The sequence below is a fragment of the Chloroflexota bacterium genome, assembly GCA_016875875.1.
Lineage (GTDB): Bacteria > Chloroflexota > Dehalococcoidia > GIF9 > UBA5629 > 9FT-COMBO-48-23.
This window is the reverse complement of sequence record VGOP01000008.1, coordinates 64,993-80,476: the sequence shown is the minus strand read 5'-3', so window position 1 is coordinate 80,476 and position 15,484 is coordinate 64,993. Positions and strand designations below refer to the sequence as shown.

Annotated in this window: 17 protein-coding genes; 10 read left to right on the top strand and 7 right to left on the bottom strand. The window is 46.2% G+C overall.

The features are described from left to right. Positions 1-4: 4 nt before the first annotated feature. The 4 genes from FJ023_07155 to FJ023_07140 all read right to left on the bottom strand — a co-directional run bounded on the left by FJ023_07155 (position 5) and on the right by FJ023_07140 (position 4,286). Positions 5-256, bottom strand: a complete 252-nt coding sequence (locus tag FJ023_07155; GenBank protein MBM4447111.1) for a ferrous iron transport protein A — start codon at positions 254-256, stop codon at positions 5-7. Positions 257-292: 36 nt separating this feature from the next. Beyond that, positions 293-730: a transcriptional repressor gene (locus FJ023_07150; protein MBM4447110.1), complete on the bottom strand. Its 438-nt coding sequence runs from the start codon at positions 728-730 to the stop codon at positions 293-295. A gap of 400 nt (positions 731-1,130) precedes the next feature. Beyond that, the gene (locus FJ023_07145; GenBank protein ID MBM4447109.1) at positions 1,131-3,470 is read right to left on the bottom strand and encodes a tetratricopeptide repeat protein; all 2,340 of its coding nucleotides are present in this window, start codon (positions 3,468-3,470) and stop codon (positions 1,131-1,133) included. A gap of 87 nt (positions 3,471-3,557) precedes the next feature. Further along, the gene (locus FJ023_07140; GenBank protein ID MBM4447108.1) at positions 3,558-4,286 is read right to left on the bottom strand and encodes an FHA domain-containing protein; all 729 of its coding nucleotides are present in this window, start codon (positions 4,284-4,286) and stop codon (positions 3,558-3,560) included. Positions 4,287-4,448: 162 nt separating this feature from the next. Between FJ023_07140 and FJ023_07135 the strand changes: the two genes are divergently transcribed. From FJ023_07135 to FJ023_07115, 5 genes are all read left to right on the top strand, one after another. Then, on the top strand, positions 4,449-4,655 hold the full coding sequence (locus FJ023_07135) for a hypothetical protein (protein ID MBM4447107.1): 207 nt from the start codon (positions 4,449-4,451) through the stop codon (positions 4,653-4,655). Between the two features lie 57 nt (positions 4,656-4,712). Beyond that, on the top strand, positions 4,713-4,916 hold the full coding sequence (locus FJ023_07130; protein MBM4447106.1) for a hypothetical protein: 204 nt from the start codon (positions 4,713-4,715) through the stop codon (positions 4,914-4,916). A gap of 274 nt (positions 4,917-5,190) precedes the next feature. After that, a complete protein-coding gene (locus tag FJ023_07125) occupies positions 5,191-5,469 on the top strand; it encodes a hypothetical protein (GenBank protein ID MBM4447105.1) in 279 nt (92 codons plus the stop codon). Beyond that, positions 5,448-6,572 carry an ATP-binding protein gene (locus FJ023_07120; GenBank protein ID MBM4447104.1) on the top strand — a complete coding sequence of 375 codons (1,125 nt, stop codon included), beginning with the start codon at positions 5,448-5,450 and terminating at the stop codon, positions 6,570-6,572. The genes FJ023_07125 and FJ023_07120 overlap by 22 nt, the downstream gene beginning before the upstream one ends. Positions 6,573-6,644: 72 nt before the next feature. After that, on the top strand, positions 6,645-6,845 hold the full coding sequence (locus FJ023_07115) for a hypothetical protein (GenBank protein MBM4447103.1): 201 nt from the start codon (positions 6,645-6,647) through the stop codon (positions 6,843-6,845). Positions 6,846-7,394: 549 nt separating this feature from the next. Here the strand turns inward: FJ023_07115 and FJ023_07110 are convergent. Then, complete coding sequence (locus tag FJ023_07110) at positions 7,395-8,735, bottom strand: metallophosphoesterase (GenBank protein MBM4447102.1); 1,341 nt, start codon at positions 8,733-8,735, stop codon at positions 7,395-7,397. 237 nt (positions 8,736-8,972) lie between these two features. Between FJ023_07110 and FJ023_07105 the strand changes: the two genes are divergently transcribed. The 5 genes from FJ023_07105 to FJ023_07085 all read left to right on the top strand — a co-directional run bounded on the left by FJ023_07105 (position 8,973) and on the right by FJ023_07085 (position 14,040). Further along, entirely contained in the window at positions 8,973-10,331 is a 1,359-nt protein-coding gene (locus tag FJ023_07105; protein ID MBM4447101.1) for a TldD/PmbA family protein, read from the top strand. Then, complete coding sequence (locus tag FJ023_07100; GenBank protein ID MBM4447100.1) at positions 10,332-11,636, top strand: TldD/PmbA family protein; 1,305 nt, start codon at positions 10,332-10,334, stop codon at positions 11,634-11,636. It abuts the gene before it with no gap. Positions 11,637-11,740: 104 nt separating this feature from the next. Continuing rightward, positions 11,741-12,580, top strand: a complete 840-nt coding sequence (locus tag FJ023_07095) for a hypothetical protein (protein MBM4447099.1) — start codon at positions 11,741-11,743, stop codon at positions 12,578-12,580. Further along, the gene (locus tag FJ023_07090; protein MBM4447098.1) at positions 12,581-13,513 is read left to right on the top strand and encodes a HEAT repeat domain-containing protein; all 933 of its coding nucleotides are present in this window, start codon (positions 12,581-12,583) and stop codon (positions 13,511-13,513) included. Further along, entirely contained in the window at positions 13,459-14,040 is a 582-nt protein-coding gene (locus tag FJ023_07085) for a GNAT family N-acetyltransferase (GenBank protein MBM4447097.1), read from the top strand. The genes FJ023_07090 and FJ023_07085 overlap by 55 nt, the downstream gene beginning before the upstream one ends. A 26-nt stretch (positions 14,041-14,066) precedes the next feature. Here FJ023_07085 and speE read toward each other — a convergent pair whose 3' ends face one another. Beyond that, entirely contained in the window at positions 14,067-14,993 is a 927-nt protein-coding gene (gene speE / locus FJ023_07080; GenBank protein ID MBM4447096.1) for a polyamine aminopropyltransferase, read from the bottom strand. Next, positions 14,990-15,367 carry an adenosylmethionine decarboxylase gene (gene speD / locus FJ023_07075; GenBank protein ID MBM4447095.1) on the bottom strand — a complete coding sequence of 126 codons (378 nt, stop codon included), beginning with the start codon at positions 15,365-15,367 and terminating at the stop codon, positions 14,990-14,992. The genes speE and speD overlap by 4 nt, the downstream gene beginning before the upstream one ends. Positions 15,368-15,484: the final 117 nt, after the last annotated feature.

Sequence of the window (15,484 nt, the reverse complement as noted above, 5' to 3'; positions counted from 1 at the left end):
AGCTTTAAGTGGAGGTATCGATTTCAACCAGTATTTTATTGGCCATGCCGAAACCAATGGCCACCTGGGTATAGTCTGCCCTGAGAGTGACCGGCCCGCGGAAAAGTGCGGAGTTTATTTTAGTCACCTTTTTCCCTGGCCTGATACCCAGAGCCTCAAGGCGCCGGGTCAAGCCTCGACCACCTAAAATTTGAATTACCGTACCGGTCTGCCCGGCTTCCATCTGACCTAAAGTCAGTTGTATATTCTGAGACATGAACGTACGTTAACTCCTATCTGGCACTGTTTCACTTTACTTGCTGCGGCAGCTTGAGCACAAGCCTGTCATGTGGACTTCGACATCACCGATGTCGAAGTCATATTTTTTGCCGATATTCTCTCTAAACTTCTGGCTCACGGGACAGGCAAATTCAACGACTTTGCCGCAACTAATACACAAAAGATGCTGATGTTCTGCCCCTGACTTCGCCTCATAATGATGATGCTCCTCGTCGAAGTGATGCTCTTCTATCAGCCCCAACTTCTTAAAAAGCTGCAAGTTTCGGTAGACTGTGGACAGGCTAATCCGAGAGTTCTTCCTTCGTGCCCGGCGATACAATTCATCGGCATCGACATGTCCGCCGCTCTGGCGAAGCAGTTCCAGTAGCAGAGTACGCTGAGCCGTTACCCGCCGGCTTGAACTACTTAGTGCCTGGCTAGCCCCAGCCTTCTGTTTGATTAGATTAGCCATATTCCAGCGCCAGTCTTGTTGTTAATCCTGAACCTTTTTTAACTTCTCGCAGCTCTTGATGCTAATGCAAATCATTTGCAAATCATTTTACAGCACTTAGGTTCCAGATGTCAAACCGCTTGAACAAAGGGGCGCCTTTAGTCAGGGTAAGAGTGTTCTCGTATTAGACAGTTGGTGTGATCTCCTGACTTGGTGCGTCAGCGGGTCACCCAAAGGGTGAAAATAGACTTGGTGGGCCAGTCTGGACAGTTCCCGAACTCGTGTTTGAGAAGAAACATCTTATTCCGGCCTTGCAACAGCTCCTTGTTTCGCTGTAAACCTCCAGGCAATTTTGTAACGAAAAACATTCTGGACAATTTGTGGATACTAAGTTGAGTAACCTGGTTCTAAGGTTGTCGGATTACCTTCCCCCATCTTTTTGCCCAAGTTGGCTAAGGTAATCTTTCGCGGTTTTGATTAAGTCCGCCTTTTCAGGCGGTGCAAGCTTGATAAAGTTCAAAAAGCAGTCTTTTGCTTCATCATGGCTATCCAAATATGTAAGGCAAACACCCTTGCGGTACCAGCCATCACTAGACCTCGGGTTGATTTCGAGAAGTTTGTCAAAGCAGTGGATTGCATCTACATATCTCTGCAATAACATCAAGGCAGAACCTTTACCACCCCAGGCACGGGCCATCCTGCCATCAGCAGTAAGAGCCATATCAAATAACTCGATTGCTTTCTCGTGTTCTCCCTTCCAAATTAAAAGAATCTCACCTTGCTCAACCCACTCATCCAACACTTTTGGGGCTGATCTCCTCAATTCAAGCAGAAACTCTATCATCTCCTCACGTCTTGCCAACTTGGCTAGAAGACGTGCCTTGCCAGTTGAGGCCACATACTGACCTGGATCTGTCCTGAGAGCCTGCTCAAAGCAGTGGATTGCATCTTCATATCTGCCTAGCATTTCCAGGGCCAAACCATTGTCTGTCCACATCCAGTGATTCTCCTGCCCTATCTTTAGAGCCTCGTCAAGGCAGTAGACAGCTTGCTGATATCGCCGCAGTGATATTAAACTCATTGCCTTATGCCACAGAGCATCAGTATAGCTTGCGCGGTTAATTTTCAATACCTTGTCACAAAATGCTATATTATCCAGCAACGCAGACCGTGATGGCACTTCTTCCTTCTCCCATCTCAATGGCAAAAGCATCCTTCGTTCTGTCTCCATTTCCAACTCCTCTTTCACCCATCTAAAGATTTCTTCGTCTCTTCCCAAATCTAATAGAGCCGAGGCGTTCCAAGCCAACGCACGAAAATACTCATATTCACGATTGTCTGAATTCATCTTCATTGCCACATCAAGGCTCTCGATCGCCTCGTCATTCTTGCCCATGGCTTTTAGACAAGCAGCCCTTTTGACCAAAGTCGCCCGATCCGCCGGGTCTGCCCCTAAGGCCTTGTTACAATAACTAAGAGCTTGTTCATAGTTCCCCTGCCGCATGAAATACTCTACAGTATCGAGCGGTTCTGGAGAATACAACGCGATTTTCCGGAGGGCTTCACTGAAACAGCAGATAGCTTCCTTGACTCTTCCCAGGGATGCTAAAGCCTGTACCTTCAAGGCCCAAGCTTGAGTTGAGAATTGGTACAATCCCAAGGCCTTGTCAAATAGGGCTATTGCCTCTTCGTGCTTTCCTAGTTCCATCAGACAAGCACCTTCGTTTAGCCAAGCTTCTACTAGTTTTGGGTTTCGCTTTTGAGCCTTCCTGAAACAATTTATGGCGTCATTATGTCTGCCAAGGCGCGTCAAGGAAAAACCTTTACTGACCCAATCAACAGCGGTCAAGGGTAACTTTCTCCCTCTGACAGAATATGTAGCACCAAAAGCCTTTTGCTCCTCAGGGAGCGAACTATATACATCTATTAGTGCTCGCCTCACTTCCGTGAAGCTACCATATCTGTCCGCAGGGTTGTATTCAAGGCATTTCATAAGTAGTGCACCAAGTTGCTCGGGGATTTCCTTATTCAATTTACACGGATTAATCGGTTTCTTCTTGATGAACACCTCTTCGACTTTTAGTGGAAGCTTTTTTGTCATGAGCTGGTAGAACGTAACTCCAAAGGAGTAGATATCACTCCTTGTAGTGATTTGTCCATGAGGAAATTGGTATCGCTTGCGTACCAATGCAGAATACTGTTCTGGGGCTTTATAGGGCAGTGCTCCCACACTATACCCTGTCGTCGTATAACTTCCGCGATTTTGTCCTTTTTCTAGTCTCTCAATTGCTTTGGCCAAACCGAAATCGGAAATCTTGAGTACTCCATCGGGTGTAACAAATATGTTGTCAGGCTTTATATCCCGGTGAACTATCCGTCGCTTGTTATAGGCATATACCATGCCGGTGCAGAATTGAATTGCATAGTCCAAGGCCTGAGAGATATCCAGCTTGCCGATATAATAAGACAGGTGTTTGAGATTCTCGATGTATTCTAGGAAAATGCATAGTTTTTCTTCTACAGTCTCGACGAAGTTGGCGAAGACAATATTGGTGTGTTTTTCCAGATTGACCCAACACAATGCCTCTTCTAGGAATTTACTTGTGCCTCGCTCACCAAGTATGTCCCTATAGGTTTTAACAGCAAAGATGCGTTTCCAGTCCCAATCTGGGACAATATACACAATCCCCATACTTCCATACTTTTTAGCTATTATGGGGCCAAATTCACCAATTCCATCGCCCATGCCCCAGCTACTCATAGTTGTTGCCTTAATCTTCCAATTGATTCTTGTAACTTGGTTCGCCCAGTTGCCAATTTCTACTACTAGAGCTCGTGAGAGGGCATATCACTTATTCCTCTCCTTTTCGGGCAGCTTGAGTCTATATAAACCTTGCCGTCCCGAAGACTCAATGCGTATTGGACTGTTAGGATTGGCCCTCATAAATTTCTTTCGGAGCCTGCTGATCGCATGAGCGAGTCTATCTCGGTAATCGTCTTTTTCCTTTGTGGTCTCTGCCGCTTCCCATCCCTTTTTGCCCCACACGGCGACGATAAGATCATCCTTATGGCAAAACTTTGGCGTCGGGTAGCTAATATAGAGAGCCTTTAACACTTTATACTCGATATCAGAGACTTCTAATGGTTCATTATCGACATAAACTTCCCGTCCTTTGATCGTCAAATGCATGGGCCCAGCTGTACGTGAAGTGTTGAAGCTAAATTCAACTCTCGGTTCTCCTGCAATAATGGCCAGACAGATCGGGTCGCCAGGCTCAAGTAACTGTTCGATGTTCTTCGTTAGCCTTCTGGGTCCCACCGAAGTGCCATTTCGACTAAAGTCACAAATCTTGTAGTTGTACTCTTCAGGGTCGTAACGGATTTCGGCATGACTTCCAGATATGTGTTTTTCAGAATCATTGATTTTGATGTCTGGCGCAGACTGACCGGCTGTTGGTTGACCAAGCAATACAGTCCGGGCGCCCAAGCTAATCTCGTCACCCAACTGATAGCCATCGAGAGTCACACCTTTGGCCAGATACTCCACTCTTAAGAAAGCGCTTTCTCTATGACCCATTCCAGAACCTCAGCCAGTCATGCAGCGGCATTATAGAAACTTTACACTATATTTCATCTTATTTCCACTAAATTTCCGAGTCGTGGATTAGCAAATATGGCATTATTAGATTAGACACGAAGGGTGAACAGATTTGGTCAGACTTAAGGAAAGGAGGCAAATATGCAGATCTTCATTGTTGATTCAGATGGGTACGCATGGCGACAGGAACAGCAACAGAGCCACGAAGGACATGGGCGGCTGGATCCACTAGGCGACCTCAGCGTGTTGAGGGAAGCGGGAACTCCTGATCTGGAAAGTCTGAGAGACCTAGGACTTCGTCCAGATTGGGATTTGCTCCGGGACATGACGAACCCATTCAAATGGTGAAGTAATGTCAGAGGACAAATTGATTTTGCAGAAAACAATAAAAGGAGGTTTTGAAAAATGAATAGGTCTAATTGGATTGGACGAGTGGGAGAGCACATCGCAATGGACAGAATCGCCATCAGTAGATTGGGAGCTGGGGGCAGGATCATCGATCATAGAGATGACCCCAATTACCCGGATGTTGAGGTCGAAAAGCCGAACATTTTTACTGGAGCTTGGGAGACAGAATTCTACGAGATAAAAAGCACCGGAGAGAAGTAAGATGGATAAAAATAAATATCCGCCACTGAGTGAGAACCAAAAAAGAATACAGGAAGAGCTCGGTGATTGCTTCACGAAGTGGGACCAACCTGTGCCACATGTGTTTGTGCATTTTAATGAGGAGTACCCGGGAGTAGCGAGAACAATATTCGAGGACCTGGGGCCAGAGCGGAAGAGCAAGTAATTCCCTTGTGGGGTGGAGAGTTGGTGAGCTTCACTCCACCCCGAAAAGTTGAACCCTACAATAAGGAAAACACTTAAAATTCAGGAGGCGATGGAATACAACATGGATGACGAAGAATTAGAAGAAGTCCTGGAAGATATGGAAATGAGCGACGAGCCATGGTTTAATTCGGAGAATGGCCAAAAGAGAAATATCGACACCATTGCCAGATTCCTGGGCAAAGAGAAACAAGCACTGGTGCCGATTACTTTTCCGGCATACTATCGTGAACTGCTGGCCTGGGCTCTTCAACGCTACTCGAAAGTGAGGGCTGGAAAGTCGCTGAGGTGCTTGGCCACCGAGGGCGGATGCCACGATATGCCGATGTGAACACGGATTACAGCAAAGACGAAAACATGCTGTGCGACGGCTACCTACTGCTTCAAAAAGAGGATAGCCGCATAGTCGTTTCTATAAAGACCAGCTCAAGGCAGCCTCCTTCATTGATTGTTGTTAGCCACGGTAAAGAGGAGGGAGACGACTTTGCTGAAGGTGTTAATAAGTTTGTCACAGTGAACAACCCATATAAAGGCAAGAAGCTAAAATTCACAGGTCGTATTCGATTCTTGGAGCTTCCGCCTAAGAGCTGGCAGGACCTCACCTTGGATCCGGCGCTGAAGGACGAGATTGAAACCAATACGGTCGGTTTTCTTAATAAGACGGCAGAACTTGCTAAATATGGCATATCTCCGCGAAGGGGAATTATCCTGGTAGGTGAGCCAGGCACCGGCAAAACTCTAATATGCAAAGTGTTGATGAACCACAGCCCGGATATTACCTGCATCTTGGCTGATGAAAGCTGCCTGACCAGCAGCCTATATATTTCCTACTTGTATGAGCTAGCTCAAGACCTAAGGCCAAGCATAGTCTTTATTGAGGATTTAGACTTAATTGCAGAGGAAAGGAGAGAATCACGTTATACCAGGGCTGAAGCTCTAGCCTGCCTTCTCTCTGCCCTTGATGGGGTCGAGGAATGCAAAGAAGTGATTACTGTAGCCACGACCAACTTCATCGAAACCATAGATAAGGCTCTGGCTGAACGGCCTTCGAGATTCGACCGCATAATACGGCTGACAGCGCCATCACTGGAGCAGAGAAAAGAGCTGGTCAAATCGCTTTCCCGGAGGATCCCAATGGATCCGGCTGTTCAGGACTATCTGGCATGCAGAACAGGAGGTTACACCCCGGCTCAAATTCAGGAAGCGGCTTACAGCTTAGTAATCGAGCACAAACATGACCTTATATGTAGTGAATTGAGTTGTTGCAGATTCGGCCTCGATGAGGTGAACAATATTCTATGTAAGACAGATTCAAAGAAGGAGATGGGATTCAGAAAAGTTGGTAACAATGTAGATAAGGCGGGCGAGTATGCTATCTACGACTCTAGAGTCGAGTTCCAAGCGGACAAAGGGAAAGGAGGTCAAGTATCGTAGTGAGACTTTTATTCTACTACAAACAGCATAGCAACCTAAACTTGGGAGAAAATACAAAAGGAGTTAATAGAGATGAGTGACCAAGTAATCATTATTCAGTTGGGACCACAGACAGACAAGGTGCCCACCAAGAAAAGCACGGGCATAGTAGGGCAAGATGTTTGGCGCTTCAAGGAAATAAGGCAGACTCTCTGGGGAACAGGATCATCAACCAAAAGCCCAAATGATGTATGGGATTTCCCAGGAATACGGAGGCGGCTCTGGGGAAGGTAGATGTTGACTCACAATAATTTAGAGAAGCGGACAATAAAAAATTGGACAAAAGGCCCAGTATGTGCGATTATATAGAAAAGGTCGCGGCCGGTTAACCCGGTTACCATATTTGAGTTTTTTCAGGAGGTAGTCATGAAAAATGATAACAAGGTTGATCGAGCTAGCGGTGTGCGTCCAGATACTCGTTGCACTTGCCCCATACATGAGCACACCGGAGTTTGCCCGTAGCCTTCTTGAACTTCTAAAGCTTCTAGGCTGGTAAGCAACTCAAAGGGGGGGAAGCATCTTCTTCCCCCCCTTTTATTTTACTTAACAAACAAATGTCAGGAATGTTAGACGTATGCTGTGAATCGAGCCGGAGAGATTCGAGCAGATAAATCTAGGGTAATGTTATTACCAGAAATTGAATCTGGATTAATGTAAACAGTTGAAGAATCCGAAGCTAAAGTAAGGTAATGATATTACCTAACTGGTGGGCCATTGTGGACTTGAACCAATGACCTCCTCTGTTTAAGGCGGGCCGCTCTAACCGTTAAGCCAAAGGCATTCTTACTGCCAGCTGCCTGTTTTCAAGTCGATAATGATGCTATTGTCAGGTGGCTCAAGGTCATTCCACAGCCCGATAACCAGGTCCCCGCGCAACTTGACCACAATCTCGCCACGTGGGCTCAGTCCCGTGGTCTGGATAGCCTCTTGACCTGGTGGAAGGTTCTCGTCCCCGGTATAATGCGCCACAAATGCCAGGGCAACCTGCTGTGCCAGTTTTTCCGCTTCAGCGCGGTCAACCCCAATGCCCTCTATAGTACGGGTGGCGATGCCCCCTATGCCCTCCAGCACATACGCGTTGGCATAATCCTGAAAATCGGCAGGATGTGAGCGTATTGATTCTATATGTTTGGTTAGCACTGCGGCCTTCTGCGAGGTATCTATGTTCACGATACGATAAGGGGCAGGATAGGTGACCAGAGAGCCGGTTTCAATATCGAAGACGAATTTATTTGTTTCCGGCCACTGTTGCACGGTTATATCCTGCGCGTGGTAGTGGCCAGTAAAAACGAGGCGTGCGTTGTATGTTGCCAGCAATTGGGAGACCACGGGGAAATCATCTAATATGTATTCGCCGTAGTTTTTCTCCTGTCCGATATAATGCTCCACGATGCCATGATGCACCATTACAATAACCGCCTTCTTCTCTCTGGCCGCTTTCTCCAGCATCCCTTCAATCCATTCTAAAGTAGCGGCGCTGAATTTGCCGTCGGTGATGGGTTCCTCATCCTCTATGTTTTCTGCGTAGTGGCATGCATCTAGGGCAAGTAACCATAGCCCGGCTTGCGGCTCAGCTACGTAACTAAGCGACACAGGGTCACGGTAGAGCGCTTCTTTGTAGCCGAATTCACTGTACATTTGGGCGAACTCTTCAGGTGTTATGTTAGGCACGCGTTCGGTGTTATCGCCGACATATTTGAATGAGTGGCCGTTTTTCACATCGTGATTGCCTGGCACCACGTATACCTTTTTACCGCTGGCCTCCAGCTGGCTCAAATAACTTGCCGCCAGCTGATGCGAGACGCGCTCGCCGTCTTTCGTCAGGTCGCCTGGCACCAAGACGAAGCTGGTCTTCTCATTTTTTATTGCTGCGATGGCTGCCTCCAGAATTTCGGTGCTTTCCCTTAGAAGTTTCCTGTCATCAGCTAAATAGTCTTCAAATGCCTTTCCCTCGGTTCCCAGCGAGGTATCATATACGTGCGGGTCGCTAAAAACGATGAAACTTGTTGCCGGGTAGGCTGGCGCTTCTTCTAATTTGACTTCCTGGCGGGGCGCACATGCAATCACGCCGATAATCAGGATTGCACAGAGCGCTATTTGAAATATTCTTGACAGTGCTTTCATCTGATCCCCTCCTGTATTTAACCGCGTTTAGGTAAAAATTATACCATACTTGGCCCCTTTTGAACACCTGTACAGGCCATAACTGCAATTAATGGTGGGCGATAGTGGAAAGTTCCCAATATCACCGTTGAGGAGAAGCAGCTTGTTCTAGCTTTACAACTAATGTCAACCATCCTGCTTTGCCTTGCCTTTAACCTCAGTCACAAGCTACAATACAAAAACTTGCCAAAAAGAAAAATGCAGGATGAACTTGTTAAAACCTTAAAAGGACATAACGCCGATTATGTCGAGATTCGGTTTGAAGAAAGTCAGATAACCCGCATTATTTACCGCAGCGATAGGTTGGAGGAGATAGGCAGGACATCCAGCATGGGTGGTAACGTGCGGGCTCTCGTCAAAGGTGGCTGGGGCTTTGTCAGCTTCAATAATGCAAATAAGCTGCGAGACAAGGTAGAGCTAGCCGTAAAGCAGGCGAGGCTTGTCGGCAAGGAACCCAGCAAGTTCAGTCAAACGGAGCCAATAAGCGACGTGGTAACCGCCGAAACTAAAAAGGCTCCAACGACTGTTCCGCTGGCATTGAAAAAGCAACTGCTTGATGAGTATAACGACATTATCCTGAGCACACCTAAGATTCAAACATCGAATGTTGGCTATCATGACAGCCAGAGGAAAATAACCTTTGTCAATTCTGAAGGTACTTATATAGAGCAAACCAAGGTAGACCTGGGCCTGCGTCTAACAGCTATAGCTGCAAAAGATGGCCAGGTCCAGCAGGCAGGGTTAAGTTTGGGTAGCCCGGGCGATTTTTCGGCCATAGAAGGATTAAAAAAGCAGATAAGACAAACGGCGGAGCTAGCAGTAAGGCTTCTTTCAGCACCTCAGGCCAAGGGTGGTGAATATACCGTAGTCCTAGATCCGGTTTTGGCCGGCGTATTTGCCCACGAAGCCTTCGGACATTTGTCCGAGGCAGATCATGTTTACGAAAATAGACGACTGCAAGAAATCATGGTACTAGGCCGAAAATTTGGCGACAAGCACCTAAATATTGTTGATGGCGCTGCTGTTCCCGGACTACGGGGCAGCTATAAATACGATGACGAAGGTGTTCCCGCAACCAAGACATATCTCCTCCGAGAAGGTGTACTTGAAAGCAGGCTCCACTCTCGAGAAACAGCTGCCAAGATGGGAGAAAAACTTACAGGCAATGCCCGGTCAATTAGCTACCTTTTCCCGCCTATAGTCAGAATGACCAACACCTATATTGAACCCGGAACATTATCTTTTGAAGATATTGTCAGCGACATCAAGGAAGGTATCTATGCCAAGGACTGGTACGGAGGTACAACCAGCCTAGAGATGTTTACTTTCTCCGCCGCTGAAGCTTACATGATTCGCAACGGCAAGATAGCAGAATTACTTCGCCCCGCAGTGCTCAGCGGCAATGTATTTGTCACCTTGGGCAATATAGATGCTATCGGCAATGACCTAAAGATGAATCAGGGTGGTGGCTGTGGCAAACGCGAACAGTCACCTTTACCCGTTTCTAACGGCAGCCCGCACATAAGAATCCGCCGTTGCCTGGTCGGAGGTAATTAAGTGGAAGACATTCTGTCAAAGGCCAAAAAAGTAGCTGAACAGGCTGAGGTCTTTCAAATCTCCTCGAAAGTAACCCCTGTTCATTTCGAAGCTAATCGGTTAAAGCAAATTCAGGACAAGGAAGGCACTAGGACTGCTCTAAGACTCATCAAAGGCGACAAAGTCGGTTTTGCTCAGGCTAGTGGACGTATTGAGTCAAGTACGCTGGTTGAAATGGCAGCGGAGACATGTCAATTTGGCATGCCAGCTAAATTCAGCTTTCCCAACCCGAAGGTTTACCCCAAGATAGATACCTTTGATTCACAGATAGACGCGGTAACTATTGATGATATGGTCGAGCTCGGAGAGCAACTTATCGCCAAAATCAAACAACATACCCCAGACATTTTATGTGAAGCGTCGATAACTAGAGGAATTGCTTCTGTCCATATCATTAACTCTAAAGGTGGCGAAGCCAGCTATAACAAGAGCTTTTTTAGCCTGAGCCTTGAAGGTGTCCTTATTAAAGACGAAGATATGCTCTTCGTTGGTGATAGCCAGAGTTCATGCCACCCAATCCTTAATTCCAAGCCGATAGCTGAAAAGGTAATAAAGCAGCTGGAGCTAGCCAAGAGGAATGTCAGTATATCAGCAAAACCAATGCCGGTGATTTTTACACCACATGGCGTGGCTAGCTCCATAATCGCCCCCTTAGCGTCCGCTTTCAATGGTAAACTGGTTTTTGACGGAGCTTCACCATTGAAGGACAAACTGGGAAAGCAAGTTTTTGACAAAAATTTCTCCTTGTGGGATGATGCTACCTTGCCATATCAGGTAGGCAGCTATTCTTGCGACGATGAGGGTGTGCCAAGCCAGCGAACACCGCTTATTGACCAAGGGGTGGTGTCACAGTTTATCTATGACTTGCAGACAGCAGCACTGGCGAATGCACAAAGCACCGGTAATGGCAGCCGCCACGGTGGTATGCCGACACCTTCGCCAAGCTCCTTTGTCGTAGGTAAAGGTGATGCTTCTTTCTGGGACATGGTAAGAGATATAAAGAAGGGTTTGGTAATAGAGTTACTAATAGGTGCTGAGCAGGGAAACATACTAAACGGGGACTTTAACGGCAATGTTTTGCTGGGCTATCAGATAGAAAGCGGGGAAATAACAGGCAGGGTAAAAGATACCATGGTCGCCGGCAATGTGTATCAGGTTTTGAGACAGCTTGAAGCAATAGGAAATGACACAAGGTGGGTCGAAGGATTTCTATTGACCCCCTCCCTCTACTGTTCGAGCCTGTCAGTAGCCTCAAAGGGAAGGTAACTTAAAAATGTAGTGACAGATCTGAAGCTCTATCACTGCAAAACTAAAGGCTTGGTGGGAAATCAAAACTGAACAATCTTAAGAGGAGAAAAGGTAAAGCAACCGTGAAAAGCGCAGTTAAGCTTTATAAAGAACCACGTCTTAAGGCATGTGACCTGATCGCGGCTTGGCCCGGAATCGGGAACGTAGCACTTATAATCGCCAAGTATGTTAAAGACAAGCTAAACGCTGAGGAGATTGGAGAAATCGAGCCCTTCGATTTCTTTGACCCTATCGGCATTATGGTAAAAGGCAACATAATAGAAGCTCCTCGATTCCCAGAAAGTAAATTCTATTATTGGCACAATCCCAACTCCGACAGAGATTTAATCCTGTTTATCAGCGATGAGCAACCTAGCTTCAAGGGTTACGAACTGGCTAGTTGTGTCCTAGACGTTAGTCAAAAACTCAAAGTCAAAAGGGTGTATACCTGTGCTGCAGCTATTGCCCGAATTCACCACACTGAAAAACCAAGGGTCTGGGGAGCCGCCACAAACCAAAAACTTCTCGGGGTGTTAAGAAAATATGACGTCATTCTTCGCGGCGACATTCAAATCGCTGGACTCAATGGCTTATTCCTGGGAGTAGCCAAAGAGAGGGGGTTTGAAGGTGTCTGTCTATTGGGCGAGGTGCCTATGTACACTACTCGAATACCCAATCCGAAAGCCTCTCTGGCGGTGCTTGATATCCTTACCAAGATACTAGATATTGGCATCAATTTATCTGAACTTGCCAAACTGGCTAGAGAATCAGACGAGGAGATGAAGAAACTGGCTGCTGAAGCTATGGGGGAGTTCATTGACCGTTATACCAAACCTGTGTGGCCACCAGAAGAGGATATGGAAGAGGTAGAAGAAGAGGAAGAAGAGGACAATGAGAATGGAGATGAAGAGGAAAACGAATAGATGGCAGCGGAATTATCCCCCCGGATGCAGCACATAGCGGAAATATTCGATTCAAGCAAGCCTGTGTCCAGCTCTAAACTGGTCTACTTGTCCGACCTCAATAGTGAAGAGCTGAAATTCCTAGAAAAAATCTGGACAAATGCGGAGGCATCACGACGAAATGAAGTTATTTTTCAGCTTGTGCACCTTAGTGAGATTGACTTTAAGCTCGATTTCAGTAGCGTCTTTGTCTTATTTCTCCACGACTCTGATGAAACAGTCAGAACACAAGCAATCGCTGGTTTAGACGGAGAAGAAAATTACCGCCTTATCACTCCGCTATTGCACTCTTTGAAGGAAGATAGCTCTGCTGAAGTACGGGCGGCAGCGGCCGTAGCCCTTGGCAAATTTGTCCTTTTAGGTGAACTAGGGGGACTTCCTACCCACTACAGAGACAAGGTATATACTGCTTTGTTGGAGGTTCTAGACAACAAGACCGAATCCGCCGGAGTAAAGCGTCGAGCTTTAGAGGCCATTTCTCCATTTAATTTGCCTCGAGTTAAAGAACTTATAGAAAAAGCCTATCATGCTACCGATATTAAGCTAAAAACTAGTGCTATATATGCAATGGGACGCAATTGTGATTCAGCATGGCTGATTACTTTGCTGACTGAGTTGAACAGTGATGAAGCTGAGATACGTTACGAAGCTGCTAATGCCTGCGGCGAACTTGGTGCTGAAGAGGCTGTACCTCACCTCCTAAAGTTGATCAAAGATGAAGATTACCAGATTCAAGAGGCAGCCATAAAAGCATTAGGTGAAATAGGTAGCGAGCAATCTAAGCAAGCCTTGAACAAGTTAGTGAAAAACCCTCAACCTAGAATCCGTGAGGCAGCCAAATCAGCCTTGAGGGGGATACGCCTTTGCGAAGAACCTCTATCTTTCCAGCCTTAACCGGGACACCAGTGTTAACTGGCAGCAAAGTTAAGCTACGGCCAAAGCGCTTACAGGATGCTGTCAATGACTATAGCTGGCGGCGAGATGCTGAGCTTTGCTGTCTTGATGCTGCTACTCCTATATTATGTTCTTTTGAAGAATTCTTAGAAAACTACGTTGAAGAATTACACCACCCAAGTAGAAGCTATCGTTTCGCCATTGAAACTCTGGACGGCAAACATATTGGTAATTGCAGCTATTTTAATATAGATGAAACCAAAAAGGAGTCTGAGATGGGCATCTTGATTGGTGACCGGGCATATTGGAACCGCGGCTATGGGGCTGATGTCATGCTCACCTCACTTAATCACTTTTTTTCGCAAACTAACCTAAAAAGGGTCTACCTCAAGACCTTGAATTGGAACATTCGGGCACAGAAATCCTTTAGAAAATGCGGTTTTTCCCCCTGCGGGCAGCTCACCCAAGGGGACTACACCTTTATCCTCATGGAAATCCATCGCCCACCTAAACTGAAAGGAAAATAGAACTTAAGACTCGGTCTATCACAACCTCAATGGACAAAAACAGGTTTCTTGTCAGTAATGATTTGTTTTGTAATGGCTAGCTGGTGGCGGATGTGCCTGGGCAGGATGAATAAAGATTGGTGAGTCAGACCATCGTATGATTTTGGCTTCCTCGACAGGCGAGCCGCAATCCTACGGTCTACCTCCTTAAGTAATAATTCCGTGGGGTTGATACTTTGTGACGTTGTAGTGAATCCCCACAGGTCAACGAAGGAAGGAACATAAGCTTGATACGGGCAGACTATATCAAAAACGCTTTTCAAAGTGTTAACGATTGCGGTGAAATTTTGTAAGTTAGTCCATCCGGAAGCTCCGGACTGTATAGACACGATTCCATCTGGATTCAGTCTTTCTTTAACTAGCTGATAAAACTCCTGAGTATATAGTAAACAAGCTGGCCCCTCTTCCAGGGGCTCAACCAAGTCGATTATCAAAACGTCGAACCTATTATTAGTCTCCTGTAAGTAACCTCTGGCATCTGCGAAGCAAAGCTCCAAACGAGAATCATCAAAAGAGCCTTGATGAAAAAAAGATAGATAACGACGGCAGATGTCTATAACCTGCCTGTCAATATCCACCATAACTACTTTTTTTACAGTCTTATGAGCCAGCACCTCGCGTAGAGTAGCTCCTTCACCGCCTCCAGCAATAAAAACCGTCTCAGGGCACGCATGGCTAATCATCGCCGGATGAACCAGTGCTTCATGATAGATGAATTCATCCCGCGCACTGGATTGAATCTTACCATCAAGCACAAGGCAAACGCCAAAGCTTTCAGTATCAACAATTTCTATAGACTGAAATTCGGTTCGTCCTGAATATATTACCTTTTTAATCCTATGGAGCTGGGCAAGGTCAGGACTGACCTCGTCATATAGCCATTTACGTTTATCAGGATTATCTGGGTCGTTCATTTCAGCTCACAGCCAACTCGATTATTTTTTAAGATGCCCCTTCTAAACTCAATAAAAGAGGGATTCTTCGAGCTCAGCTTCTCCACAAGTGGCTTTACAGCTAGCTCAGGCTTGACAGAATCCCCACAAGTAAAAATGTCTACAGCGGCATAGCCGTGTTCCGGCCAAGTATGAATGCACAGATGAGATTCAGAGATGACTAACACGCCGCTTATACCGTGAGGGCTAAATTCATGGAAACACTCATTAACTACGGTAGCTCCAATTTGCTCAGCAGCATCATTGAGACAACGCTTAAGAAACTCTAAGTCATTAAGCACCTCCACGTTGCAATCTTTCAGTTCTAGTAGTAAGTGTCTTCCGAGAGCATTCAAATCACCGTCCCTCCTTTAGATTCTTAATTGATGAGGTTCTCACCTCCAATCTGCTGCAGAATCAACTGCAGCAAGGTGTAATTGTATATTTTGCAAAAATGATTTTCAAGACCCCCG

Bases quoted from the DNA above. Each gene is read 5' to 3' on its own strand.
- FJ023_07155 (MBM4447111.1), bottom strand. From the start codon at position 256: ATGTCTCAGAATATACAACTGACTTTAGGTCAGATGGAAGCCGGGCAG.
- FJ023_07150 (MBM4447110.1), bottom strand. From the start codon at position 730: ATGGCTAATCTAATCAAACAGAAGGCTGGGGCTAGCCAGGCACTAAGT.
- FJ023_07145 (MBM4447109.1), bottom strand. From the start codon at position 3,470: ATGAGTAGCTGGGGCATGGGCGATGGAATTGGTGAATTTGGCCCCATA.
- FJ023_07140 (MBM4447108.1), bottom strand. From the start codon at position 4,286: ATGGGTCATAGAGAAAGCGCTTTCTTAAGAGTGGAGTATCTGGCCAAA.
- FJ023_07135 (MBM4447107.1), top strand. From the start codon at position 4,449: ATGCAGATCTTCATTGTTGATTCAGATGGGTACGCATGGCGACAGGAA.
- FJ023_07130 (MBM4447106.1), top strand. From the start codon at position 4,713: ATGAATAGGTCTAATTGGATTGGACGAGTGGGAGAGCACATCGCAATG.
- FJ023_07125 (MBM4447105.1), top strand. From the start codon at position 5,191: ATGGAATACAACATGGATGACGAAGAATTAGAAGAAGTCCTGGAAGAT.
- FJ023_07120 (MBM4447104.1), top strand. From the start codon at position 5,448: ATGCCACGATATGCCGATGTGAACACGGATTACAGCAAAGACGAAAAC.
- FJ023_07115 (MBM4447103.1), top strand. From the start codon at position 6,645: ATGAGTGACCAAGTAATCATTATTCAGTTGGGACCACAGACAGACAAG.
- FJ023_07110 (MBM4447102.1), bottom strand. From the start codon at position 8,735: ATGAAAGCACTGTCAAGAATATTTCAAATAGCGCTCTGTGCAATCCTG.
- FJ023_07105 (MBM4447101.1), top strand. From the start codon at position 8,973: ATGCAGGATGAACTTGTTAAAACCTTAAAAGGACATAACGCCGATTAT.
- FJ023_07090 (MBM4447098.1), top strand. From the start codon at position 12,581: ATGGCAGCGGAATTATCCCCCCGGATGCAGCACATAGCGGAAATATTC.
- speE (MBM4447096.1), bottom strand. From the start codon at position 14,993: ATGAACGACCCAGATAATCCTGATAAACGTAAATGGCTATATGACGAG.